The 21,235-nt window shown below is 70.6% G+C and carries 23 protein-coding genes; 5 read left to right on the forward strand and 18 right to left on the reverse strand.

Annotated features, from left to right (window positions below; translation table 11 throughout):
- Positions 1 to 96: 96 nt before the first annotated feature.
- The 4 genes from tsf to AEQ27_RS04680 all read right to left on the reverse strand — a co-directional run bounded on the left by tsf (position 97) and on the right by AEQ27_RS04680 (position 5,461).
- On the reverse strand, positions 97 to 924 hold the full coding sequence (tsf, locus tag AEQ27_RS04665) for a translation elongation factor Ts (protein WP_054145604.1): 828 nt from the start codon (positions 922 to 924) through the stop codon (positions 97 to 99).
- A gap of 42 nt (positions 925 to 966) precedes the next feature.
- Complete coding sequence (rpsB, locus tag AEQ27_RS04670; RefSeq protein WP_054145605.1) at positions 967 to 1,908, reverse strand: 30S ribosomal protein S2; 942 nt, start codon at positions 1,906 to 1,908, stop codon at positions 967 to 969.
- Positions 1,909 to 2,227: 319 nt separating this feature from the next.
- The gene (locus tag AEQ27_RS04675; RefSeq protein ID WP_054145606.1) at positions 2,228 to 3,943 is read right to left on the reverse strand and encodes a BCCT family transporter; all 1,716 of its coding nucleotides are present in this window, start codon (positions 3,941 to 3,943) and stop codon (positions 2,228 to 2,230) included.
- Positions 3,944 to 4,012: 69 nt separating this feature from the next.
- A complete protein-coding gene (locus AEQ27_RS04680) occupies positions 4,013 to 5,461 on the reverse strand; it encodes a sugar porter family MFS transporter (RefSeq protein ID WP_054145607.1) in 1,449 nt (482 codons plus the stop codon).
- Between the two features lie 133 nt (positions 5,462 to 5,594).
- Between AEQ27_RS04680 and AEQ27_RS04685 the strand changes: the two genes are divergently transcribed.
- Positions 5,595 to 6,140, forward strand: a complete 546-nt coding sequence (locus tag AEQ27_RS04685) for a murein hydrolase activator EnvC (RefSeq protein WP_054145608.1) — start codon at positions 5,595 to 5,597, stop codon at positions 6,138 to 6,140.
- 122 nt (positions 6,141 to 6,262) lie between these two features.
- On the opposite strand, the gene AEQ27_RS04690 is transcribed toward AEQ27_RS04685, so the two are convergent.
- The 9 genes from AEQ27_RS04690 to AEQ27_RS04735 all read right to left on the reverse strand — a co-directional run bounded on the left by AEQ27_RS04690 (position 6,263) and on the right by AEQ27_RS04735 (position 13,461).
- Positions 6,263 to 7,177 (reverse strand): tyrosine recombinase XerC, encoded by a 915-nt coding sequence (locus AEQ27_RS04690; RefSeq protein WP_152970169.1) that lies wholly within the window; start codon positions 7,175 to 7,177, stop codon positions 6,263 to 6,265.
- Between the two features lie 50 nt (positions 7,178 to 7,227).
- On the reverse strand, positions 7,228 to 7,941 hold the full coding sequence (locus tag AEQ27_RS18260; protein ID WP_054145609.1) for a DNA-processing protein DprA: 714 nt from the start codon (positions 7,939 to 7,941) through the stop codon (positions 7,228 to 7,230).
- Positions 7,942 to 8,485: 544 nt separating this feature from the next.
- Positions 8,486 to 10,015 (reverse strand): YifB family Mg chelatase-like AAA ATPase, encoded by a 1,530-nt coding sequence (locus tag AEQ27_RS04705; RefSeq protein ID WP_054145611.1) that lies wholly within the window; start codon positions 10,013 to 10,015, stop codon positions 8,486 to 8,488.
- Complete coding sequence (locus AEQ27_RS04710; protein WP_054145612.1) at positions 10,012 to 10,377, reverse strand: YraN family protein; 366 nt, start codon at positions 10,375 to 10,377, stop codon at positions 10,012 to 10,014. Before AEQ27_RS04710 ends, AEQ27_RS04705 begins: the two co-directional genes overlap by 4 nt.
- Before the next feature lie 151 nt (positions 10,378 to 10,528).
- Complete coding sequence (locus AEQ27_RS04715; RefSeq protein ID WP_043596320.1) at positions 10,529 to 10,852, reverse strand: DUF2469 domain-containing protein; 324 nt, start codon at positions 10,850 to 10,852, stop codon at positions 10,529 to 10,531.
- Between the two features lie 73 nt (positions 10,853 to 10,925).
- Positions 10,926 to 11,564 (reverse strand): ribonuclease HII, encoded by a 639-nt coding sequence (locus tag AEQ27_RS04720; protein WP_054145613.1) that lies wholly within the window; start codon positions 11,562 to 11,564, stop codon positions 10,926 to 10,928.
- Positions 11,561 to 12,310, reverse strand: coding sequence for a signal peptidase I (gene lepB, locus AEQ27_RS04725; RefSeq protein ID WP_054145614.1), 750 nt, complete (start codon positions 12,308 to 12,310; stop codon positions 11,561 to 11,563). Before lepB ends, AEQ27_RS04720 begins: the two co-directional genes overlap by 4 nt.
- A gap of 67 nt (positions 12,311 to 12,377) precedes the next feature.
- The gene (gene rplS / locus AEQ27_RS04730) at positions 12,378 to 12,725 is read right to left on the reverse strand and encodes a 50S ribosomal protein L19 (RefSeq protein WP_054145615.1); all 348 of its coding nucleotides are present in this window, start codon (positions 12,723 to 12,725) and stop codon (positions 12,378 to 12,380) included.
- 160 nt (positions 12,726 to 12,885) lie between these two features.
- Positions 12,886 to 13,461, reverse strand: coding sequence for a hypothetical protein (locus AEQ27_RS04735; RefSeq protein ID WP_054145616.1), 576 nt, complete (start codon positions 13,459 to 13,461; stop codon positions 12,886 to 12,888).
- Between the two features lie 38 nt (positions 13,462 to 13,499).
- Between AEQ27_RS04735 and map the strand changes: the two genes are divergently transcribed.
- Complete coding sequence (gene map, locus AEQ27_RS04740) at positions 13,500 to 14,270, forward strand: type I methionyl aminopeptidase (protein ID WP_054145617.1); 771 nt, start codon at positions 13,500 to 13,502, stop codon at positions 14,268 to 14,270.
- Positions 14,271 to 14,325: 55 nt separating this feature from the next.
- On the opposite strand, the gene trmD is transcribed toward map, so the two are convergent.
- From trmD to rpsP, 4 genes are read right to left on the reverse strand one after another with little or no spacing between them, the layout of a single operon-like run.
- A complete protein-coding gene (trmD, locus tag AEQ27_RS04745) occupies positions 14,326 to 15,018 on the reverse strand; it encodes a tRNA (guanosine(37)-N1)-methyltransferase TrmD (protein WP_054145618.1) in 693 nt (230 codons plus the stop codon).
- Positions 15,019 to 15,021: 3 nt separating this feature from the next.
- Positions 15,022 to 15,657, reverse strand: a complete 636-nt coding sequence (gene rimM / locus AEQ27_RS04750; protein ID WP_235450979.1) for a ribosome maturation factor RimM — start codon at positions 15,655 to 15,657, stop codon at positions 15,022 to 15,024.
- Positions 15,658 to 15,661: 4 nt separating this feature from the next.
- The gene (locus tag AEQ27_RS04755; RefSeq protein WP_043596309.1) at positions 15,662 to 15,898 is read right to left on the reverse strand and encodes an RNA-binding protein; all 237 of its coding nucleotides are present in this window, start codon (positions 15,896 to 15,898) and stop codon (positions 15,662 to 15,664) included.
- 3 nt (positions 15,899 to 15,901) lie between these two features.
- Entirely contained in the window at positions 15,902 to 16,318 is a 417-nt protein-coding gene (gene rpsP / locus AEQ27_RS04760; RefSeq protein ID WP_054145619.1) for a 30S ribosomal protein S16, read from the reverse strand.
- A gap of 303 nt (positions 16,319 to 16,621) precedes the next feature.
- Between rpsP and AEQ27_RS04765 the strand changes: the two genes are divergently transcribed.
- Complete coding sequence (locus AEQ27_RS04765; protein ID WP_054145620.1) at positions 16,622 to 17,767, forward strand: glutamate--cysteine ligase; 1,146 nt, start codon at positions 16,622 to 16,624, stop codon at positions 17,765 to 17,767.
- Between the two features lie 91 nt (positions 17,768 to 17,858).
- Here AEQ27_RS04765 and ffh read toward each other — a convergent pair whose 3' ends face one another.
- Positions 17,859 to 19,430 carry a signal recognition particle protein gene (gene ffh / locus AEQ27_RS04770; RefSeq protein WP_054145621.1) on the reverse strand — a complete coding sequence of 524 codons (1,572 nt, stop codon included), beginning with the start codon at positions 19,428 to 19,430 and terminating at the stop codon, positions 17,859 to 17,861.
- 104 nt (positions 19,431 to 19,534) lie between these two features.
- Here ffh and lipB point away from each other — a divergent pair, with 104 nt between their 5' ends.
- A complete protein-coding gene (lipB, locus tag AEQ27_RS04775) occupies positions 19,535 to 20,218 on the forward strand; it encodes a lipoyl(octanoyl) transferase LipB (protein ID WP_054145622.1) in 684 nt (227 codons plus the stop codon).
- Positions 20,215 to 21,201 carry a lipoyl synthase gene (gene lipA, locus AEQ27_RS04780; RefSeq protein WP_054145623.1) on the forward strand — a complete coding sequence of 329 codons (987 nt, stop codon included), beginning with the start codon at positions 20,215 to 20,217 and terminating at the stop codon, positions 21,199 to 21,201. Before lipB ends, lipA begins: the two co-directional genes overlap by 4 nt.
- Positions 21,202 to 21,235: the final 34 nt, after the last annotated feature.

A 21,235-nucleotide genomic window follows, 5' to 3' on the forward strand; every position in this document is an offset into this window, starting at 1 on the left:
CGTCCGTCGCCGATGATGCACCCGGTGTCGTGACCTCGGCCGGGCACGGGAACGGGGCCCGAGACACGTTCGTCTCGAGCCCCGTCACGGTGCTGCTTAGGCGCCGACCTTGATGCGGGCGAAGCCCGTGATCGACAGTCCGGCCTCGTCGACGACCTTCGCGACCGACAACTTGTTGTCCTTCGCGTAGGCCTGGTCGAGCAGAGCGATCTCCTTGAAGAAGCCGGTCAGGCGACCCTCGATGATCTTGGGCAGGGCCGCTTCCGGCTTGCCCTCGTTCTTCGCGGTCTCCTCGACGATGGCACGCTCCTTGTCGACCTGCTCGGCAGGCACCTCGTCGCGCGACAGGTACGTCGGCGCGGCGAAGGCGATGTGCTGAGCGATCGAACGAGCGGTCTCGGCGTCGTCACCGGTGTAGCCCACGACCACGCCGACCTGCGGGGGCAGGTCCTTCGAGGTCTTGTGCAGGTAGATGGCGAACTGCTCGCCCTCGATGCGGTTGACGGTGCGCAGTTCGACCTTCTCGCCCATGAGCGCGGCCTCGTCGTTGACGAAGGCCTCGACGGTCTGGCCGCCGATCGCGGCGGCGTTGCCCTCGGCGGCGCTGGAGGCGCCGCCCGCGTGCACGGCCTCGAGGACCTGGTCGGCCAGGGCGACGAACTTCTCGTTCTTCGCGACGAAGTCGGTCTCGCTGGCGAGCTCGATCAGCGTGGCGTAGCCCGAGCCGGGCTTGGCGGCGACGAGACCGGCGGTGGGCTGGCGGCCCTCGCGCTTGGCGACGCCCTTCAGTCCCTTGACGCGCAGGATCTCGACGGCCTTCTCGATGTCGCCGTCGGCTTCTTCGAGGGCGTTCTTGCTGTCGACCATGCCCGCGCCGAGGCGGTCACGGAGGATCTTGACGTCAGCGATGGTGTAGTTGGCCATGTGTCTGACTTCCTTTCGTGGAGTCGGAAGGGTGGAGGAGGACTACTTCGAGTCGGCGTCGGCCGGCTCGGCCGCGGTGGCCTCGGTCGCCTCGGTCGCCTCGGCGACGGGCTCGACGACCGGCTCGCCCAGGGGCTTCGCGGCGACCTGTGCGTCGGCGTCGTTCTCCTCGACGGGGGCCTCGGCGACGGGCGCCTCGGCAGCGGTGTCGGCGGCCTTGGCCTCGCCCTGCGCGAGCAGCTCGGCCTCCCATTCGGCCATGGGCTCGACGGGCTGGTCGGCGTCCTCGGGCTTCTGGTGACGCTGCACCAGGCCCTCGGCGGCGGCGTCGGCGACGATGCGCGTCAGCAGGCCGACGGAACGGATCGCGTCGTCGTTGCCCGGGATCGGGAAGTTGATCTCGTCGGGGTCGCAGTTCGTGTCGAGGATGCCGATGACCGGGATGCCCAGCTTCTTGGCCTCGTCGATCGCGAGGTGCTCTTTCTTGGTGTCGACGACCCAGAGGGCGGACGGCGTCTTGGTCAGGTTGCGGATTCCGCCGAGCGTCTTGTGCAGCTTGTCGAGCTCGCGCTTCTTGATCAGCAGTTCTTTCTTGGTGAAGCCCTGCGTCGTGTCGTCGAAGTCGATGTCCTCGAGCTCTTTCATGCGGGCGAGGCGCTTCGAGACCGTCTGGAAGTTGGTCAGGAGGCCACCGAGCCAACGCTGGTTGACGAAGGGCTGGCCGACGCGGTTGGCCTGCTCGGCGATGGAGCCCTGGGCCTGCTTCTTGGTGCCGACGAAGAGGATGGTGCCACCGTGGGCGACCGTCTCTTTGACGAAGTCGTACGCCTTGTCGATGTACCCGAGCGACTGCTGCAGGTCGATGATGTGGATGCCCGAGCGCTCGGCGAGGATGAAGCGCTTCACCTTCGGGTTCCAGCGGCGGGTCTGGTGTCCGAAGTGGACGCCGCTGTCGAGCAGCTGGCGGATGGTGACGACGGCCATGGTCGTTCTCCTTGTTCGTGGGCGCACCCGCGGGTGCGCCTGTTGTCGGTTGTCGGGCGACCGGTCGGTCGCCACTGCCTGGTGCCCGGGCACACGTCCGCCGATCACACCGTGAGGCGCGTTCGGACCGAGTGGACGTGGAGGCCGGGAGCGGCGCGAGGCGACGAGGTCACCTCGACGTCGGTGCGTCCGAGGACGCACAGGGCACGCGAAGTCAGCCTGCTGGGCAGGCTGCATCGCTCATGTTAGCACCACCACGGGCCCGAGGAGGCGGTGGTCGCCACCCGAGGGCGGCGACCACTGCGTGCTCGCACCGCGACTACGAGCGGCGGCGACCGAGGCCGAGCAGACCGCGCCTATGGGCCCGCGCCTCCTCGAGTCCGTAGTGGTCGCCGAAGTCGTCGCGCAGCTGCGTGCGCTGGGCGCGGAGGACGCGCCGGTGCTCGGCGTCGAAGGCCCGGAAGGTCGCGACGCAGATGCCGATCATGACCACGCTGAACGGCAGTGCCGTGATGATCGCGGCCGTCTTGAGGGCGTCGAGCCCGCCGGTGATCAGCAGGGCGATGGCGACGAGGGCCGTGACCACGGCCCAGAAGATGCGGACCCAGGTCTTCGGCTCGGTGTCGCCGCCGGTCGAGATCATGCCGAGGACGAGCGAGCCCGAGTCGGAGGACGTGATGAAGAACAGACCGATCAGCAGGATGGCCCCGAAGACCGCGATCGAACCGCCGGGCAGACCCTGCAGCATCTCGAAGAGAGCCCCTTCGGTGTCGACCGAGCCGTCGGCGCCCACGAGGCCGCCACCCCCGAAGACCTCACGGTAGAGCGCGGCACCACCCATGACGCTGAACCAGAGGAAGGTCAGCAGCGTGGGCACGACGAGGACGCCGACGACGAACTCGCGGACCGTGCGGCCCTTCGAGATGCGCGCGATGAAGATGCCGACGAACGGCGCCCAGGACATCCACCACCCCCAGTAGAAGGTGGTCCACGCGCCCTGCCAGGCCTCGCCCTCGGCCCCTGAGAAGGCGCTCACCGTGAAGGTCAGGCCGACGACGTTCTGCAGGTAGTTGCCGAGCGACTGGACGAAGTCGCGCAGCAGGAAGAGCGACGGGCCGCTGACCAGCACGAAGACGAGCAGCAGGGCCGCCAGCACGATGTTGACGTTCGAGAGCCACTTCATGCCCTTGGTGACACCGCTGACCAGGGAGAAGATCGTGACGCCCGTGATGGCCGCGATCAGGATCACCTGGATCACCAGGGTCGGTTCGGCGATGCCCGCGGCCGAGAGTCCGGCCGAGATCTGCAGCACGCCGAGACCGAGCGACGTCGCGACGCCGAACAGCGTGCCGACGACCGAGACCACGTCGATGACGTTGCCCCACAGGCCGTGGACGCGGCTGCCGAGCAGCGGTTCGAGGGCGTACCGGATCGACACCGGGCGGCCCCGACGGTGGATCGCGTAGGCCATGCCCAGCCCGACCACGATGTAGATCGCCCACGCGTGCACGCCCCAGTGCAGGTAGGTCTGGCTGAGGGCCTGGCCGGCGAGTTGGTTGTCGTCGCCGGTCACGCCCGGGCGCGGACTGGCGTAGTGGCTGAGCGGTTCGGCGACCCCGTAGAACACCAGGCCGATGCCCATGCCGGCGGCGAACAGCATGGACAACCACGAGAGACGAGAGAACTCGGGCTCGTCGTCGTCCTTGCCGAGCTTGATGTCGCCGTACCGGCTGACGCCCATCCACAGGGCGAACACCACGAAGACGGCCGCGAGCAGCACGTAGTACCAGCCGAACGCCCCCACGATGCCGCTCTGGATCGACCCGAACAGGCCCTCGGCGACGGTCGGGAAGGCCATGGCGAAGACGACGAAGCCGAGGATCACGGCCGCCGCGGGCCAGAAGACCCACGGGGCGAAGGCCCTCCGGCGGGGCGTGACCAGCGCCTCCTGGGTGTGGTCGCGGGCGGCGCTCGTCGCGTCGCCGGGTGTCTCGTCGGCGGGCGCGACCGGTGTCGCGTCGTCGGCGTGGCTCATCGGAAGTCCTCTCAGAATGCGAACGTCCCGCCCAGGATCTGGACGGGACGTGCATCGATTCTGCCAGGCTCAGGCTTTCGCGGACCGCCCCGCGTCGGCCTGGACGGCCGAGGTGCCCATCTCTTCGAGGGAGCGGCCCTTCGTCTCGGGGATCTTCGCCAGGACGAAGAAGAACGACACGAGCGCGAAGAACGCGAAGATGCCGTACGACAGCGTGAGGCTGAGGGCGGCCAAGGTCGGGAACGACACCGTCACGATGAAGTTGGCGATCCAGTTGGCCATGCTGCCCACGCCGAGGGCGGTGGCGCGGATGCTGTTCGGGAACATCTCGCCGAGCAGCACCCACATGAGCGGGCCCCACGTGGCACCGAACGACACGACGAAGAGGTTCGCGGCGACGAGCGCCACCGGGCCCCAGGCGCCGGGCAGCGAGGGGTCGCCGCTCGCCGAGGTGGTCGCCTGGCTGAACGCCAGGGCGGTGACGGCGAGGCTCACGAACATGCCGATCGAGCCGGTCAGCAGCATCGGGCGGCGACCGACCTTGTCGACGAGCCCGATCGCGATGAAGGTCACCGCGACGTTGACGACGGCGGTGATGGTCGAGATGAGGAACGAGTCCTCTTCCTGGAAGCCGACGGCCTGCCAGAGGGTGGTCGAGTAGTAGAAGATCACGTTGATGCCGACGAACTGCTGCAGCACGGCGAGGATGATGCCGACCCAGACGATGGGCTGAAGACCGAAGCGGGTGCCCCGGATCGACGACTTCTTCTCGAGTTCGGCCTCGGTGCGGATCGAGTCGGTGATCTCTTTCAGGCTCGTCTCGACCGTCTCGGCGGGGACGATCGACTGCAGGACCTTCTTGGCCTCGGCCTCACGCCCGTCACCGGCGAGGTACCGCGGCGACTCGGGTAGACGCCAGGCGAGGATCCCGTAGACGACCGACGGCACGATGCCCACCAGGAACATCCAGCGCCAGGCGGCGAGGCCGAAGAGCGACGGCTCGGAAGCGCCGCCCGCCGTGACCGCGAAGAGCTGGTCCGACAGGAGGGCGGCGAAGATACCGAGCGTGATGGCGAGCTGCTGGAACGACGCCAGACGACCGCGGATGGCCTTGGGCGACACCTCGCTGATGTACGCGGGGGCGATGACCGACGCGATGCCGATGCCGAGTCCGCCGATGACGCGCCAGAGGACGAGGTCCCAGACGGCGAACGCCGCGGCGGCACCGATGGAGCTGATCAGGAACAGACCGGCACCGATCAGCATGACCTTGATGCGGCCCATCTTGTCGGCGAGACGACCGGCGACGTAGGCACCGATGGCGCAACCGATCAGGGCCGAGGCGACCGCGAAGCCCGAGGCGAACTCGGTGAGGCCGAACTCGTCGGTGATCGACTGGACGGCACCGTTGATGACGGACGAGTCGAAGCCGAACAGGACCCCGCCGATGGCCGCCGCCACGGCGAGCGCGGTCACCCGCCTGTTCAAGCTCTTCGTCGTTGCAGTGGTGTTCGACACCTGTACTCCTTCACGGCTCGAGGAGCAGGGCTCGTGGCCACGACTCCCCCACAAACGGTGTGCACGGGGTGTTCATGCACGGGTGAACCTTACGCCTCGCCGAGAAAGCTTGCGCGACCGGCACGGTGCCGGTATGCGTCCGATCCCTCCACGAACGATCCGCCGCCTCGCCTCCGCCTCGACGACGATCCTGGCGGTCGTCGCGGCCGGGACGCTCGCGTCCGCCCCGGCGGTCGCGTCGCCTCCGGCGGAGAACGTAGGAGGCGCGGTGTGGGCCTGGCCCGTCGCCTCACCCCACCCGGTGGTCCGCCCCTTCGTCGGGCCGCCGAACCCGTGGTCGCCGGGGCACCGCGGCATCGACGTCGGAACGACCGAGGGCTCGGTCGTGACCGCCCCGGACGACGGGGTGGTGCACTTCGCCGGGGTCGTGGTGGATCGGCCGGTGCTGTCGATCGCCCACTCGGGCGGAGTGCTGAGCAGCTTCGAGCCGGTGGTGGCCGACCTCGCGAAGGGCGACGTCGTCACGCGGGGGCAGACCGTCGGTGTGCTCGAGCCAGGGCACTGCCCCGACCGGCCGTGCCTGCACCTGGGGGCGCGCATCGACGGCGAGTACGTCTCGCCCCTGGTGTTCCTGGGGGGGATCGAGCCGTCGGTGTTGCTGCCGACGCGGCCCCGCTGAACGGTCGCCGGGTCGCACCGAACCAGGCGGGCGTCCGTGGGGCCCTCGGGTGCACCAGGCGTCGCGGAGTCCTGTGCTCAGCGCAGTCGGGTGTGCTGACGTCGCCAGGCGCGCGGGCGTCGTCAGGCGCGCGGGTGCGCCGACCGGTAGCTGTCCCGCAGCCGGTCGGTCGAGACGTGCGTGTAGATCTGCGTGGTGCCGAGGCTCGCGTGGCCGAGCAGCTCCTGGACCGCTCGGAGGTCGGCGCCCCCGTCGAGCAGGTGGGTGGCCGCCGTGTGCCGCAGGGCGTGCGGCCCAGCCGGTCCCCCGCCCGGAAGGTCGGCGAGCAGCCCGGCGACCAGCCGGTAGACGGCTCTCGTGCCGAGCCGGCCCCCGGTCGACCCCACGAAGAACGCGGCGTCCGTGGCCGGGGGGACGAGCGTCGGGCGCGCGAGTTCGAGGTATCGTCCCAGAGCCGCGGCCGCCGGCACCCCGAACGGCACGACGCGCTGCTTCGCCCCCTTGCCGGTCACCCGCACGGTCAGTCGCTCGAGGTCGACGTCACCGAGGTCGGCACCGACGAGCTCGGACACGCGCAGACCAGCCCCGTAGAGCAGTTCGACGACAGCGAGGTCCCGACGCGCACCGGTGTCACCCGTGTCGGCACGGACGGCGAGGGAGGCCAGCAGACCGTCGACCTGCTCACGGGTGAGGACGCGGGGCAGACGACTCTCGGGCTTCGGTGCGCGCAACCGGACACCGACGTCGACCGGCGTCCGGTCGGTCTGGTCGAGCCACCGGGTGAAGGCCCGGACGCTCGCCGACCGCCTCGCGAGGGTGGCCCGGGCGAGGCCGGCCTGCGTGCCCTGCCAGAGCCAGTCGCGCAGCAGGTCGAGGTCGAGGTCGCCCACCTCGCCCGGGCGACCGAACCGGTTCTCGGCGAAGACGACGAGCGAGTCGAGGTCGGCCCCGTACGACCGCACCGTGTGGTCGCTGAGCCCCCGGCCGTCGTGCAGGTGGTCCGCGAAGCGTTCGACCTCGCCCAGGAGGCGCGTCACGGCAGGGTCCGCCCCTCGCGTCTCGACCCCGGCTCGTGCATGCCGACAGGCTAGCCATTGCGGCGCCCCCTCACCCGCCGCCACCCCGACCCGTGCCCTCGGGCCGCACCCGAGAGGTCGAGTTCGGAGAGGACGTCGCGGACCGTCCCGAGCGACAGACCGCTCGCGACCGCCAGTTCGTCGGTCTCTCGGGTCACCGTCGTGCTGAGTGCGTCGAGCACCCTCATCGTCTCGGGGTCGAGACGCCGCCCCTGGTACGAGGCCACCACGAGGTCGGTCGACACGCCGGCGAGTGCGACGACCTCGTCGGCACTCGTCACGCACTCGGCCAGACCGGATCGGATCAGGGCGTGGCAGCCCACGGACGACGGCGAGGTCACCGGGCCGGGCACGGCCCCGACCGGACGACCGAGCGACTGGGCGTGGGCGGCCGTGTTCAGCGACCCCGAGCGCCCGCCGGCCTCGACGACGACGGTCGCGGCCGTCAGGGCCGCGATGAGCCCGTTGCGTTGCAGGAACCGCCCCCGCGAGGGTTTGCCCCCGCACGGGGCCTCGGAGATCAGCAGACCCGTCTCGAGGATGCGTCGCAACAGACCGTCGGGCCCGGCCGGGTAGCGGCGGGCGACGCCCCCGGCCCTGACCGCCATTCTCGTCGCCGCCGCGGCCTGCGCCGCCCGGGGGGCGGCCCCGTCGATGCCGTAGGCGGCACCCGAGACGATCGCGAGTCCTCGGTCGGCCACGCCGTCGGCGAGCTCGGCCGACACCTGCTCGCCGAGGCCGTCGCCGCCCGCGAGCCGACGATCGCGATGCTCGACGCCGGTGCCGGAACCGGCGCCGGGCCTCGCGCCCAGAGGGCCACGGGCGCGTGATCGCCGAGCTCGTCGAGGCCCGCGGGCCAGGGCGGGGAGCCCGGCACGAGCAGCCGCGACCCCACCGCGGTCGCCGTGTGGAACGACCGGAGGATCACGCCGGTCTCGAGTCGCGGCCGCCATCTCTTCAGCGCCCGGACGAGGTCGAGCCGCTCGACGTCGTCGAGGGTCGCCCCGGCCTCGACCAGGGCCCCCGCGAGGAGACCCGGGCGGGGTTCGTCGTGACCGACCGCCGCCTCGAGCACGACGCGGAGCCCCACGGTCGGGCCCAACGTCGACCTGACGACCCCACCCACCGCGTCCCCCGGTTCGACCACGCCCGTCCAGGCGCCCGAGGCGAAGGCCCGGACGGCCTGCGCCTCGCTGAGAGCGTCGGGCCTCGGCAGGACGGGCCGCACGAGATCGGCCAGGTCGGCGGGGGTCGCCCGGAGCAGGTCGCTCACAGCGACTGCCGCATGCTCAGGGCCCGCACGACGTGACGGCGGACGGGGGCGGGTTCGTCGTCGAGGTCGGCGAGGGTCCAGGCGACGCGCAGCACGCGGTCGTAGCCCCTCATCGTCAGGGCACCGGTCTCGAGAGCCCGGTCGACGGGCTGCGAGTCGGCCACGGCCAGGCGATTCACCGGGTCACGCAGCCACGTACCCGGGACCTCGCCGGACAACCGCCAGGGCGTGCCGTCGAGCCGACGGGCGGCACGGTCGCGTGCCCGGTCGACACGCTCGCGGGCCTGACGCGTCGTCGTCGGGACGACGTCGGCCGAGGCGCGGAACTGCGACGAGCTGATGCGGGCCACCCGCAACTGCAGGTCGATGCGGTCGACGAGCGGCCCGGAGAGCTTGCCGAGGTACCGACGCCGCTGGTGCGGGGAACAGCTGCAGTCGGAGTCGCGGGAACCGTACTGCCCGCAGGGACACGGGTTGGCCGCCGCGACGAGTTGGAACCTCGCCGGGAAGCGGGCCACGGACCGCGACCGGTGGACCACGGTCTCGCCCGATTCGAGGGGCTGGCGGAGGCAGTCGAGGACCGTCTGCTGGAACTCGGGCGCCTCGTCGAGGAACAGCACTCCGCGGGTCGCCCTCGACGCGGCGCCGGGCCGGATGACCCCGCTGCCGCCGCCGACCAGGGCCGCCGCGCTGCAGGTGTGGTGCGGTGCCTCGAACGGCGGCCGCTGGTCGAGATCGCCCGTGACGGCCACCCCGGCCAACGAGCGGATCGACGCCACCTCGAGGGCCGAGTCGGCGTCGAGGTCGGGCAACAGACCCGGCAGGCGGGCCGCCAGCATGCTCTTGCCGGCACCGGGAGGGCCCACCATGAGGAGGTGGTGGCCGCCGGCCGCGGCGACGACGAGCGCCTCGACGGCGTCGACGTTGCCGATGACGTCCGCGAGGTCGAGTTCGGCAGGCACCGCCGGTTCGGAGCGCGATCTCGTGATGGCCTCGACCGGTTCGGGTTCGAGACCCGCTCCGTGCCAGATCGCGGCCTCGCGGAGGCTCGGCACGGCCACCACGCGGATGCCGGGCACGAGAGCCGCCTCGTCGGCGTTGTCGGTCGGCACCATGACGGTGGTCGCCCCGGCCCGACGCGCGCCCAGCACGGCGGGCAGGACGCCGTCGACGGGGCGGAGCCGGCCGTCGAGACCGAGCTCGCCCAGGTGGACGACGCGCTCGACGGACTCGGCGGGAACGACTTCGGCTGCGGCCAGGGCTGCGATGGCGATGCCGAGGTCGAAGGAGGACCCCTGTTTGGGCAGCGAGGCCGGTGACAGGTTGACGGTCAGCTTGCGCGCTGGCAAGGCACACCCGGAGTTCGTCGCGGCCGACCGCACCCGGTCGCGGGCCTCTCCCAGCGAGGTGTCGGGCAGACCGATGATGACGAACGCCGGCAGCCCGGCACCCATGTCGGCCTCGATCTCGACCAGGGCCCCGTCGACCCCCAGCAGCGCGACCGCCCTCGTCCGCGCCACACTCATGCTCCGGCCCCGCGGACGTGGTCGATGCGCTCGTGCCCTGCGCACCGCTCGACCGTGATGCCCACGACGTCGATGCGCAACCCCCGGGGCGACGTGGAGGGATGCGCCTGGCCCCAGGACCCCGCCAGCCGTCGCCGGCGCGCCAACTTGGCCGGCGTCACGGCCTCGAGCGCGTGGCCGTAGCCGGTGCCCGATCGCGTCTTGACCTCGACGACGACGAGTTCGTCGCCGTCCAGGGCGACCACGTCGATCTCGCCCTCGCGACACCGCCAGTTGCGCTCGACGACCCGCATGCCCTGCGCCTCGACGTACTCGGCCGCGACGTCTTCGCCGCGCCGTCCCAATTCGTCCTTCTTCGCCATGTCTGACCTCCTGCCAGCAGGCTGGCGGAGGCCTGCCCCACGGAGGGCGGGCGAGAGGTCGCCTGGGGACGCCACCGATCCGGCGACGGCTGGGGACGAGCCGTGTCAGACGGATCGCATCCCGCTGCAGCGGGTCGCGTCGCGGCCGGGACTACTCGTCGAGCGCGAGTTCTTTCGGCAGCTCGAGGTCGCGGGTGGTGAGCTCTTCGACGTTCACGTCTTTGAAGGTGAGCACCCGGACCGACTTGACGAATCGGTCGGAACGGTAGACGTCCCACACCCAGACGTCGGTCATCGACAGTTCGAAGTAGAAGTCGTGTTCGGTGTCGCGCCGGACGAGGTCGACCTCGTTGGCCAGGTAGAAGCGCCGCTCGGTCTCGACCACGTAGCGGAACTGCGACACCACGTCGCGGTATTCGCGGTACAGCGCGAGCTCGACCTCGCGGTCGTAGTCTTCGAAATCGTCCTCGTCCATCGGAGTCGAGCTTACGCGGCCCTCGGGGCAGCGGTCGCCGCCGTCCCGCTGCCGCCGGCGTGGGCGCTCGAGGTCAGTGCAGCCAGGTGAGGCGGTGCAACGGCGACGGCCCCAATTCGGACAAGGCGCCGTAGTGCGCCGACGAGCCGTAGCCCTTGTTGCCGGCCCAGCCGTACCCCGGGTGCACACCGTCGGCCTCGATCATCAAGCGGTCACGCTCGACCTTGGCGATGACCGATGCCGCGGCCACCGACGCACAGTCGCGGTCGGCCTTGACCCGGGTCGTGATGCGCGGCGGGGTGGTGAGCTGGGGCGACAGGTAGTCGTGGTTGCCGTCGAGCACCACGACGGACTGCATGATGCCGACGCCCGCGTGGTGCAGCGCGGTCAGGGCGCGCTTGCCGGCCAGACCGAGCGCCACGACGATGCCCAGCTGATCGACCTCGTTCGCCTCGGCGAAGCCCACCGCGTGGTGCGACACCCAGGACGTCGCCAGCGGGTACAGCGCCTCTCGGCGCTTCTCGGACAGGAGCTTCGAGTCGCGCAGACCCTCGGGGACGTCGAGGCACTCGACGTGGACCGCCCCGAGCCCGACGGCGACCGGCCCGGCGATGGCGCCCCGACCGACCTCGTCGCAGCCGATCACCCAGGTCGCCCCGGTGGCGTGCAGCTCGCGCTCGAAGTCGAGCGTGGGGTCGACGACGGGGCTCATTCGCCCTCTCGTTCGGTGCCGCGGAAGACGTCGGGGTAGTCGCCGAGCCACGTCCAGCGATCGGTGGGCCAGCTGATGACGAAGGCGCGCCCGACGACGTCGCTCATCGGGACGAACCCCTTGCTCGGCGTGGCGCCGTTGTACCGGCTGTCCTTCGAGTTGTAACGGTTGTCGCCCATGACCCACAGCGAATCGGCGGGGACCGTGACCGAGAAGTCGTCGGCCGAGACGCGGGTCTCGCCCGGCGGCAGGTTCACGTAGGGCTCGTCGAGGGGGACTCCGTTGACCGACATCTGGCCGAAGTCGTTGCAGCACTCGACCGTGTCGCCCGGCAGACCGATGACCCGCTTGATCAGGTGGTCGTTGCTGTCTTGCGCACCGAGCCCCACCAACGTGAGGAACCACGAGATGCCGTCGGACACGGGGTTGCCCGTGGTGGTGCTGATCGGCGCGGTGCCGTCGAGCCACCCACCCGGATCGGTGAACACGACCACGTCGCCCCGCTTGACGTCGACGAGGTCGGGCACGAGCTCGTTGACGATGATGCGGTCGTTGATCTGGAGCGTCTGTTCCATCGACCCCGAGGGGATGTAGAACGACCGGATCAGGAACGTCTTGATGAGGAACGAGATGAGGAGGGCCGCCAGGAAGATGACGAGGACGTCACGCACGAACGTGCCGATGCCGCGCTTCTTGCCGTCGTCGCCTCGAGGACGCAGGGCGCGCCTCACTGTGTCATTCGTCATTTAACCACCCGAGCTCCCCGCCATCTTAGACGGCGGGGAGCTCGGAGGATGTCGCTGAGAGGCGTGACTAGTTGTCGCGCTTCTCCTTGATCTTGGCCTTCTTGCCGCGCAGTTCGCGCAGGTAGTAGAGCTTGGCGCGACGGACGGCACCACGGCTGACGACCTCGATGTGGTCGATGACCGGGGAGTGCACCGGGAAGGTGCGCTCGACGCCGACCTGGAAGCTCACCTTGCGGACCGTGAAGGTCTCGCGGATGCCCTCGTTCTGCTTGCCGATGACGACACCCTGGAAGACCTGGACGCGCGAGCGCGTGCCTTCGATGATGTTGACGTGCACCTTGACGGTGTCGCCGGCACGGAAGTCGGGGACGTCCGTACGGAGGTTGGCGGAGTCAACCGCGTCGAGGATGTGCATTGTCGTTCGCTCTCTGCAACCGCCACAGGTCGACTGCGTGTCTGGGGCGCGTCACGCGCCCGTCATGATGAAGAAGGTGTGCTCTGGATCGGCAGACTCCCCTGTGGCAGAGTCGTGCGCAGGCACAAGCGTCAATTGTGCCACAGCACGGGCACCCGTGTCAGCCTCGCGGCGTGATGGTGATGACCGGGCCGTCGTCGCCGTAACCGGGCCGACGCCCCGCGGCGACCCCGGTGCCCGACGCGACCCTCTCGAGGTTGGCGAGCGACACGGCCATGCGGGCCCGCGCCTCCTTCACGAACTGCCACAGCGCCGCGGCGAACAGGCCCACGCCCGCCGCGATCGTCACGACGGCGCAGAGCGCGAACAGGGCGGTCGAGAGGTCGAGGGACGAGACCCCGCCGGCGACCTGCGTGAAAGCCGACGCGGACTCGGACTCGGACTCGGCGGAGCTGTCGACGATGAAGAACCCGAGACCGAGCTGCCCGAGCCACGACAGCGTGAGCAGACCGACGTCGGCCCACGACACGGCCTTCGCCTGCCGGACGCTGCGGCGGCCCACCACCACACCGGTGGCCACCGCCTGCCCCACGAAGAGCAGGGGCACGAGCAGCAGCTGGCCCACGAACTGCAGTCCCAACGGGACGCCGAAGAACGCCCGGCCCAGCAGCACCCAGAGAGGCAGCACGAACACGGCCACCCAGAGGAGGCGGTAGAACACCCGGCGCATCGTCATGCGGTCGAGGCTACGAAACGATCGTGAAGAATGGCTGCATGATCGAACTGCGCACCCCCGACGAGATCGAGCGCATGCGGCCCGCCGGAGCCTTCGTCGCCCGCGTGCTCGAGGCGACCAGAGCTGCCGCACGACCGGGGGTCGACCTGCTCGAGATCGACGCGCTCGCGCACCGCATGATCCGCGAGGCGGGTGCCGAAAGTTGCTACGTCGACTACCACCCGTCGTTCGGCGCGAGTCCGTTCGGCAAGGTGATCTGCACGTCGGTGAACGACGCAGCCCTGCACGGCCTGCCGCACCGCTACCGCCTGCGCGACGGAGACCTGCTCAGCCTCGACTTCGCCGCGTCGGTGGACGGCTGGGTCGCCGACTCGGCCGTGTCGTTCGTCGTCGGCGAGCAGGCGACGTCGGAGGACCTCCGCCTGATCGAGACGTGCGAGGTCGCACTCGACGCCGGCATCGCCGCCCTGAGGCCGGGCGCCAAGCTCGGCGACGTCTCGGCGGCGATCGGCCAGGTCGCCCGTGGTGCGGGCTACGGGGTCAACCTGCAGTTCGGCGGCCACGGGGTCGGACGGACGATGCACGGCGATCCCCACGTGCCGAACGACGGACGCGCGGGCAGAGGCTGGCCGGTGCGGCCCGGGCTCGTGGTCGCGATCGAGCCGTGGCTGATGCGGGGCACCGACGAGATCGTCACCGACGCCGACGGCTGGACCCTGCGCAGCGTCGACGGCTCGAGGGCGGCGCATGTCGAGCACACCGTCGCCGTCACCGAGGACGGACCGCTCGTGCTCACCGCACGCGGCTGACCCGGAAACGACGGGGACCTGGGCCCCCGGCGCGGACCTCAGCCCGCAGACCGCGTCAGTCGAGCAGGTCGGGCCGCACCCGGCGGGTGCGTTCGAGCTGCTGCTCACGACGCCAGGTCGCGATGGCCGCGTGGTTGCCGCTGAGCAGCACGGGAGGCACGTCGAGACCCCGCCAGGACGCCGGCTTGGTGTAGCTCGGGTACTCGAGCAGGCCGTCTTCGTGGCTCTCTTCGGTGAGGCTCTCGGGGTTGCCCACGACACCCGGGACGAGACGCCCGATGGCCTCGATCATGGCGGTGACGGCGACCTCGCCGCCGTTCAGCACGTAGTCGCCGAGGCTGATCTCACGCACCGTCGCCCGGGTGGCGGCGTGCTCGACGACGCGCTGGTCGATGCCCTCGTAACGGCCGCAGGTGAAGACCAGGTGGGGCGCGAACGCGAGCTCACGAGCCGTGGCCTGGGTGAACGGCGTGCCGGCCGGCGACGGGACGATCATGATCGTGTCGTCCGGCGTGGACGTCTCGCCGAAGACGTGGTCGAGTGCCTCGCCCCAGGGCTCGGGGCGCATGACCATGCCGGCTCCCCCGCCGTAGGGCGTGTCGTCGACGGTGCGGTGCCGGTCGTGCGTGAAGTCACGCAGGTCGTGCACCTCGACGTCGAGCAGCTTCTGCTGCCGGGCCTTGCCGAGCAACGAGATGTCGAGCACCCCGAAGAACTCGGGGAAGATCGACACGATGTCGATGCGCACGCGTCAGCGCTCGTCGTCGGGAGCGGACTCGGCGTCGGAAGTCGGCTCGGCGTCGGGAGTGGACCCACCGTCGGATGTCGGCTCGTCGTCCGTGTCGTCGGCCAGCTCTTCGAAGAGCCCCTGCGGCGGCGTCACGACGACCACACCGGCCTCGACGTCGACCTTCGGCACGAGGGCCGAGACGAACGGGACGAGGACCTCGCCCGACGCGGTGTCGACCGCGAGGAGGTCTTGGGCCGGCAGGTGGTCGACCCGGGCCACGGTGCCGACGACGACGCCGTCGCGTTCGACGCGGAGGCCGACCAGCTGGTGGTCGTACCAGGCGTCGTCCTCGTGCGGCAGCTCGTCGGTGTCTTGGTCGACCCAGAGGATCGCCTTGACGAGGGACTCGGCGGCGGTGCGGTCGTCGACGCCCTCGAAGAAGCCCACCGGGTGGCTGTTGTACCAGCGCAACTCCGTGAGGGTGAGGGTCTTGTCGTGCCAGGCACTGTCCGCGGGCACCTGCAGGCGGAACACGGCACCGGGCACGAAGCGCTGCTCGGGGGTGTCGGTGAAGAGTTCGAGCTTCAGGGCGCCCTTGAGGCCGTGGGCCTTGGTGAGTCGCCCCACCCGGAGTTCGGTCTTGCGGTCGGACGGCACGGTTCTAGAGATCGCCGTCGACGACGTCGACCCGGACACGCTTGCCGTCGGCCAGCGCCGTGATCAGGGTGCGGAGGGCCTTGGCGGTGCGGCCGGCGCGGCCGATCACGCGACCGAGGTCGTCCGCGTGGACGTGCACCTCGAGGACGTCACCTCGCGGGGAGTTCTTCTCCACGACCTGCACCTCGTCCGGGTGATCGACGATCCCCCGGACGAGGTGTTCGAGTGCAGGTGCGAGCACTGACTACGCCTCGGTGGTCTCGGCGTCGTCGCTGGACTCGGCGGGCGCCTCGGCCTTGACCGCGGGCTTCTCGGTCTTGGGCACGAGGACCGGCTTCTTCTTCTCGTCAGCGACGAAGGCCTCTTTCGGGGTCTTGGTCTTGACGGTGCTGACGGCGTCGGCGTCGCCCTTGAACTTGCCCCAGTCACCCGTGAGCTTCAGCAGCGCGGCGACCTGCTCGGTCGGCTGTGCGCCGACGCCGAGCCAGTACTGCGCACGCTCGGACTCGACCTCGATGAACGAGGGCTCTTCGGTCGGGTGGTACTTGCCGATCTCTTCGATGACGCGACCGTCGCGCTTGGTGCGCGAGTCGGCGACGACGATGCGGTAGTAGGGGGCGCGGATCTTGCCCATGCGCTTGAGACGGATCTTGACAGCCACAATTCTCCTGTGTGATGTGATGTGGGCGAGTTGCCAGCCGTGAGCGTGGGGGCACACTCGGCTCGAAAGCTCTGATGGGAGTCGAACGTCGCCTGATTAGAGGGTCGGACGACAGAAGACTCGACCTCCCATTGTTGCAGACGAAAGGCGATCTGCACGAATTGCGTCGCGTCGTGTCCGGCACCGCGCCTCCTCGGCGTCAGCGGAGGACACGGGCGGCGCCGGCCAGCCCGGCGGCCGGCCCCCTCGGGCCCTCGGCTGGCAGGATGGACCCGCCCTGACGCCCACGGGAAGGCCACGCGGATGCGCATCGATTTCACGACCTCAGAGCGGTCGACCCTCGGCGTCGAGTGGGAGCTCGCCCTCGTCGACCACGAGTCGGGAGAGCTGGCGCCGCACGCCCCGGCGATCCTCGCCGATCTCGCCCACGTCAACGACGGCGGTCCCGAGCGGTTGACGACCGAACTGCTCACGAACACGGTCGAGGTCGTCACCGGAGTCCACCGCCGGGTGGCCGACGCCGTCGACGACCTCACGGGCACGATCGACCAGGTCCGCGGCCCCGCCTCGGTGCTCGGCGCCGACCTGATGTGCGCCGGGACGCACCCCTACAGCCGCTACGTCGACCAGGAGGTGACCCCCGGCAAGGAGCGCTACGCGACCCTGATCGACCGCACGCGCTGGTGGGGTCGCCAGATGATGATCTGGGGCGTCCACGTGCACGTCGGCATCGACGACCGTGACAAGGCGCTGCCGATCCTCAACGGCATGCTCACCTACCTGCCGCACTTCCAGGCCCTCACGGCGTCGAGCCCGTTCTGGGTCGGGGAGGAGACGGGATACGCCTCGAACCGCGCCCTGATGTTCCAGCAGCTGCCGACGGCGGGACTGCCACCCCAGTTCACGACCTGGTCCGAGTACGAGGCCATGGTGGCCGACATGACGCACACCGGCGTGATCGACGACCACAGCGAACTGCGCTGGGACCTCCGCCCCTCGCCGAAGTGGGGCACGCTCGAGACCCGCGTCTTCGACGGCATCGCGACGACCGACGAGCTCGCCGCCGTGACGGCGCTGGTGCAGTGCCTCGTCGACGACATGTCCGAGCGGCTCGACCGCGGCGAGGACCTCCCGAGCATGCAGCCGTGGTTCGTGCGCGAGAACAAGTGGCGTGCCGCCCGGTACGGCATGGACGCCATCGTCATCCAGAACGCGGCCGGTGACGAGCGGCTGGTGACGGACGACCTGCGCGAGCTCGTGACGACGCTCGAGCCGGCGGCCGAACGCCTCGGGTGCCTCGACGAACTGCACTCGCTCGCGATGATCACCGACCGCGGGGCCAGCTACCAGCGGCAGCTCGCCGTGGCCGCCGCCCACGGCGGAGACCTCCGGCCCGTCGTGGCCTCGCTGGTCCGCGAGTTCGACGAGGGGTTGTCGGCGGCCGAGTGAGCCGTCGCGTCCGGCGTCACGCACGGACGACGACGCCCGCCCCGCGTCTGGCGGGACGGGCGTCGTGGGCCTCCAGGAGGCGCGGGTCGGGTCAGCCGCGTCCGAGCATCTTCTGCAGCGACGCGAGCTCTTCGGGCGAGGGTGCCGTGCCGCCGGCCGTGGCCCCACCGCCGCCGAGCCCGAAGCCCGAACCGCCGGGAGCCGAGGAAGCCGGCTTGGCACCGGTGGCGAGGGCGGCGTTCTGGGCGGCACGCTTCGCCGGGTTGCCGGCCTTGGAGCCCTTCTTCTTGGGCTGCGCCTTCTTGCCGGCGTACGAGGCCCCGGGGATCGGGCCCATGCCGGGGACCTGGGGCACGCCGCCCTTGGCGACGGTCTTCATCATCTTCGAGGCCTGCTCGAAGCGCTGGACGAGCTGGTTGACGTCGGTTACGGTCATGCCCGAGCCTCGGGCGATGCGCAGTCGACGCGAGCCGTTGAGCAGCTTGGGCATCGCGCGCTCTTGCCGGGTCATCGACTGGATGATCGCCTCGGTGCGGACGATCTCGCGCTCGTCGAAGTTCTCGAGCTGCTCACGCATGCCCTTGGCGCCCGGCAGCATGCCGAGCATGCCCTTGATCGAGCCCATCTTGCGAAGCTGCTGCATCTGCGTGAGGAAGTCGTCGAGCGTGAAGGAGTCGGTCGCGATCTTCTGAGCGACCGCCATCGCCTCTTCTTCGTCGAAGGCCTGCTGGGCCTGCTCGATGAGCGAGAGGATGTCACCGAGGTCGAGGATGCGGCTCGCCATGCGGTCGGGGTGGAACGGCTCGAAGTCGTCGAGCGACTCACCCGTCGACGCGAACATGATGGGGCGGCCGGTGACCGACGCGACGCTGAGGGCGGCACCACCGCGGGCGTCGCCGTCGAGCTTCGAGAGCACGACGCCGGTGAAGTCCACGCCGTCCTGGAAGGCCTTGGCTGTGGCGACCGCATCCTGACCGATCATCGCGTCGATGACGAAGAGCACCTCGTCGGGGTCGACGGCCTTACGGATGTTCGCGGCCTGCTTCATGAGCTCGGCGTCGACGCCGAGACGACCGGCCGTGTCGACGATGACGGTGTCGTACTGCTTGTCGCGGGCGTACTTGATGGCTTGCTTGGCGACCTTGACGGGGTCGCCGACGCCGTTGCCGGGCTCGGGTGCGAAGACGTGGGCACCGGCCTGCTCACCGACGACCTGCAGCTGCGTCACCGCGTTGGGACGCTGGAGGTCGGCCGCCACGAGCATGGGCGTGTGGCCGTCCTTCGCGAGCCACTTGGCCAGCTTGCCCGCGAGGGTCGTCTTGCCGGCACCCTGGAGGCCCGCGAGCATGATGACGGTCGGCGGGTTCTTGGCGAACTCGAGCCGACGCTGCTGACCACCGAGGATCTGCACCAGTTCTTCGTTGACGATCTGGACGACCTGTTGCGCCGGGTTCAGGGCCTTGCTGACCTCGTCGCCGAGGGCGCGGTCGCGCACCGTGTTCGTGAACGCCTTGACGACGTCGAACGCGACGTCGGCGTCGAGCAGGGCGCGACGGATCTCGCGCACGGTGCCGTCGACGTCGGCGGGGCTCAGCTTGCCCTTGTTGCGGAGGTTCTTGAACGTTTCCGCGAGGCGGTCGGAGCGGGTTCCAAAAGGGGCCATGGGGCGCCCATCTTAACCGACCGTCGGCGTCCCGCGCTGCGCGGCCGCGCCCCCCGGGCCCGCCTTTGTTGTACTCGGTGCATCAATGTGGTTCCCCTCAGGGCATGACCACGACGCGACGTGTCGGCCTGACGGGTCCGCCGCTCGACTACCGCGAGGGGCTGCGCCTGCAGCGACAGCTGCACGCCGACGTGGCGGCGGGGCGGCTCGACTCGGCCCTCGTCCTCTGCCAGCACCCGTCCGTCTACACGGCGGGGACGCGGACGCAGCCGAGCGACCTGCCCCGCGACGGCTCCCCCGTCGTCCCGGTCGACCGCGGCGGACGCATCACCTGGCACGGCCCCGGCCAGCTCGTGGCGTACCCGATCGGGCGCCTGCCCGAGCCGCTCGACGTCGTCGCGCACGTCCGGGCGCTCGAGGCGTGCCTGATCGACGCGTGCTCGGGCGTCGGCGTGCCGGCGGTGCGGGTGGCGGGGCGCAGCGGCGCCTGGGTGCGGGGGCCCTTCGGTGACGAGAAGGTCGCGGCGGTCGGCGTGCGGGTCGCCGAGGGCGTGACGATGCACGGCGTCGCCGTCAATTGCGACGCCGACCTGTCCCCCTACGCCCAGATCGTGCCCTGCGGCATCACCGACGCCGGCGTGACCAGCCTGACCCGCGCCTCCGGGAGGCGCGTGGCCGTCACCGACGTCGCGGACGCCCTCGAGGCGACCCTGACCGCCTACCTGACCAGCCTCGAGACCGCCCGCCGCCTGCCTGCCCGACCCGACCCCGTGGGAGCCCACCGATGACGACGACCGCCCCCGAGGGCCGACGCCTGCTGCGCGTCGAGGCCCGCAACGCCGAGACCCCGATCGAGAAGAAGCCGGCCTGGATCAAGACGACCGCGAGGCAGGGGCCCGAGTACCGCGCCCTGACCGAGCTCGTGGTCGACAAGAAGCTGCACACCGTCTGCCAGGAAGCCGGCTGCCCGAACATCTTCGAGTGCTGGGAGGACCGCGAGGCCACGTTCCTGATCGGCGGCTCGCAGTGCACGCGCCGCTGCGACTTCTGTCAGATCGACACCGGCAGGCCGAGCCCGCTCGACCGCCGCGAGCCGCTCTCGGTCGCCGAGTCGGTGCGCGAGATGGGGCTGCACTACGCGACCGTCACGGGCGTCGCGCGCGACGACCTCGACGACGGAGGCGCGTGGCTCTACGCCGAGACCATCCGGCGCATCCACGAGCTGAACCCGGGCACGGGCGTCGAGATCCTCGTGCCCGACTTCACCGGTCGCCCCGACCTGCTCGGGCAGGTCTTCGACGCCCGGCCCGAGGTCTTCGCGCACAACGTCGAGACGGTGCCTCGCATCTTCAAGCGCATCCGCCCCGCGTTCACCTTCGAGCGGTCCCTCGACGTCATCACGCAGGGGCACGACGCCGGGCTCGTCACGAAGTCGAACCTCATCCTCGGCATGGGCGAAGAACGGGGTGAGGTGATCGACGCCCTCGAACGCCTCCGGGAGGCGCACACCGACATCGTCACGCTGACCCAGTACCTGCGCCCCAGCCCCCGGCACCTGCCGGTCGCCCGGTGGGTGCACCCGGACGAGTTCGTCGACTTCCGCGAGATCGCGGAGGACATGGGCTTCAGCGGCGTGCTCGCCGGGCCGCTCGTGCGGTCGTCGTACCGGGCGGGCCGGCTGTGGGCGCGGGCGACCGAGGCACGCGGCGGGATCGTGCCCGAGGCGCTGCGGCACCTGCTCGAGGCGGGGGCCGGACGCCAGGCCGTGTGACCCGCGGTGGGGTGGACGCAGGAGGCGCGGGTCA

Source organism: Frigoribacterium sp. RIT-PI-h (assembly GCF_001297205.1).
Classification (GTDB): Bacteria; Actinomycetota; Actinomycetes; order Actinomycetales; family Microbacteriaceae; genus Frigoribacterium.

Coding starts and splice junctions, on each gene's coding strand:
- tsf (WP_054145604.1), bottom strand. CDS start 924: ATGGCCAACTACACCATCGCTGACGTCAAGATCCTCCGTGACCGCCTC.
- rpsB (WP_054145605.1), bottom strand. CDS start 1,908: ATGGCCGTCGTCACCATCCGCCAGCTGCTCGACAGCGGCGTCCACTTC.
- AEQ27_RS04675 (WP_054145606.1), bottom strand. CDS start 3,943: ATGAGCCACGCCGACGACGCGACACCGGTCGCGCCCGCCGACGAGACA.
- AEQ27_RS04685 (WP_054145608.1), top strand. CDS start 5,595: ATGCGTCCGATCCCTCCACGAACGATCCGCCGCCTCGCCTCCGCCTCG.
- AEQ27_RS04705 (WP_054145611.1), bottom strand. CDS start 10,015: ATGAGTGTGGCGCGGACGAGGGCGGTCGCGCTGCTGGGGGTCGACGGG.
- AEQ27_RS04710 (WP_054145612.1), bottom strand. CDS start 10,377: ATGGCGAAGAAGGACGAATTGGGACGGCGCGGCGAAGACGTCGCGGCC.
- AEQ27_RS04715 (WP_043596320.1), bottom strand. CDS start 10,852: ATGGACGAGGACGATTTCGAAGACTACGACCGCGAGGTCGAGCTCGCG.
- AEQ27_RS04720 (WP_054145613.1), bottom strand. CDS start 11,564: ATGAGCCCCGTCGTCGACCCCACGCTCGACTTCGAGCGCGAGCTGCAC.
- lepB (WP_054145614.1), bottom strand. CDS start 12,310: ATGACGAATGACACAGTGAGGCGCGCCCTGCGTCCTCGAGGCGACGAC.
- rplS (WP_054145615.1), bottom strand. CDS start 12,725: ATGCACATCCTCGACGCGGTTGACTCCGCCAACCTCCGTACGGACGTC.
- AEQ27_RS04735 (WP_054145616.1), bottom strand. CDS start 13,461: ATGACGATGCGCCGGGTGTTCTACCGCCTCCTCTGGGTGGCCGTGTTC.
- map (WP_054145617.1), top strand. CDS start 13,500: ATGATCGAACTGCGCACCCCCGACGAGATCGAGCGCATGCGGCCCGCC.
- AEQ27_RS04765 (WP_054145620.1), top strand. CDS start 16,622: ATGCGCATCGATTTCACGACCTCAGAGCGGTCGACCCTCGGCGTCGAG.
- ffh (WP_054145621.1), bottom strand. CDS start 19,430: ATGGCCCCTTTTGGAACCCGCTCCGACCGCCTCGCGGAAACGTTCAAG.
- lipB (WP_054145622.1), top strand. CDS start 19,535: ATGACCACGACGCGACGTGTCGGCCTGACGGGTCCGCCGCTCGACTAC.
- lipA (WP_054145623.1), top strand. CDS start 20,215: ATGACGACGACCGCCCCCGAGGGCCGACGCCTGCTGCGCGTCGAGGCC.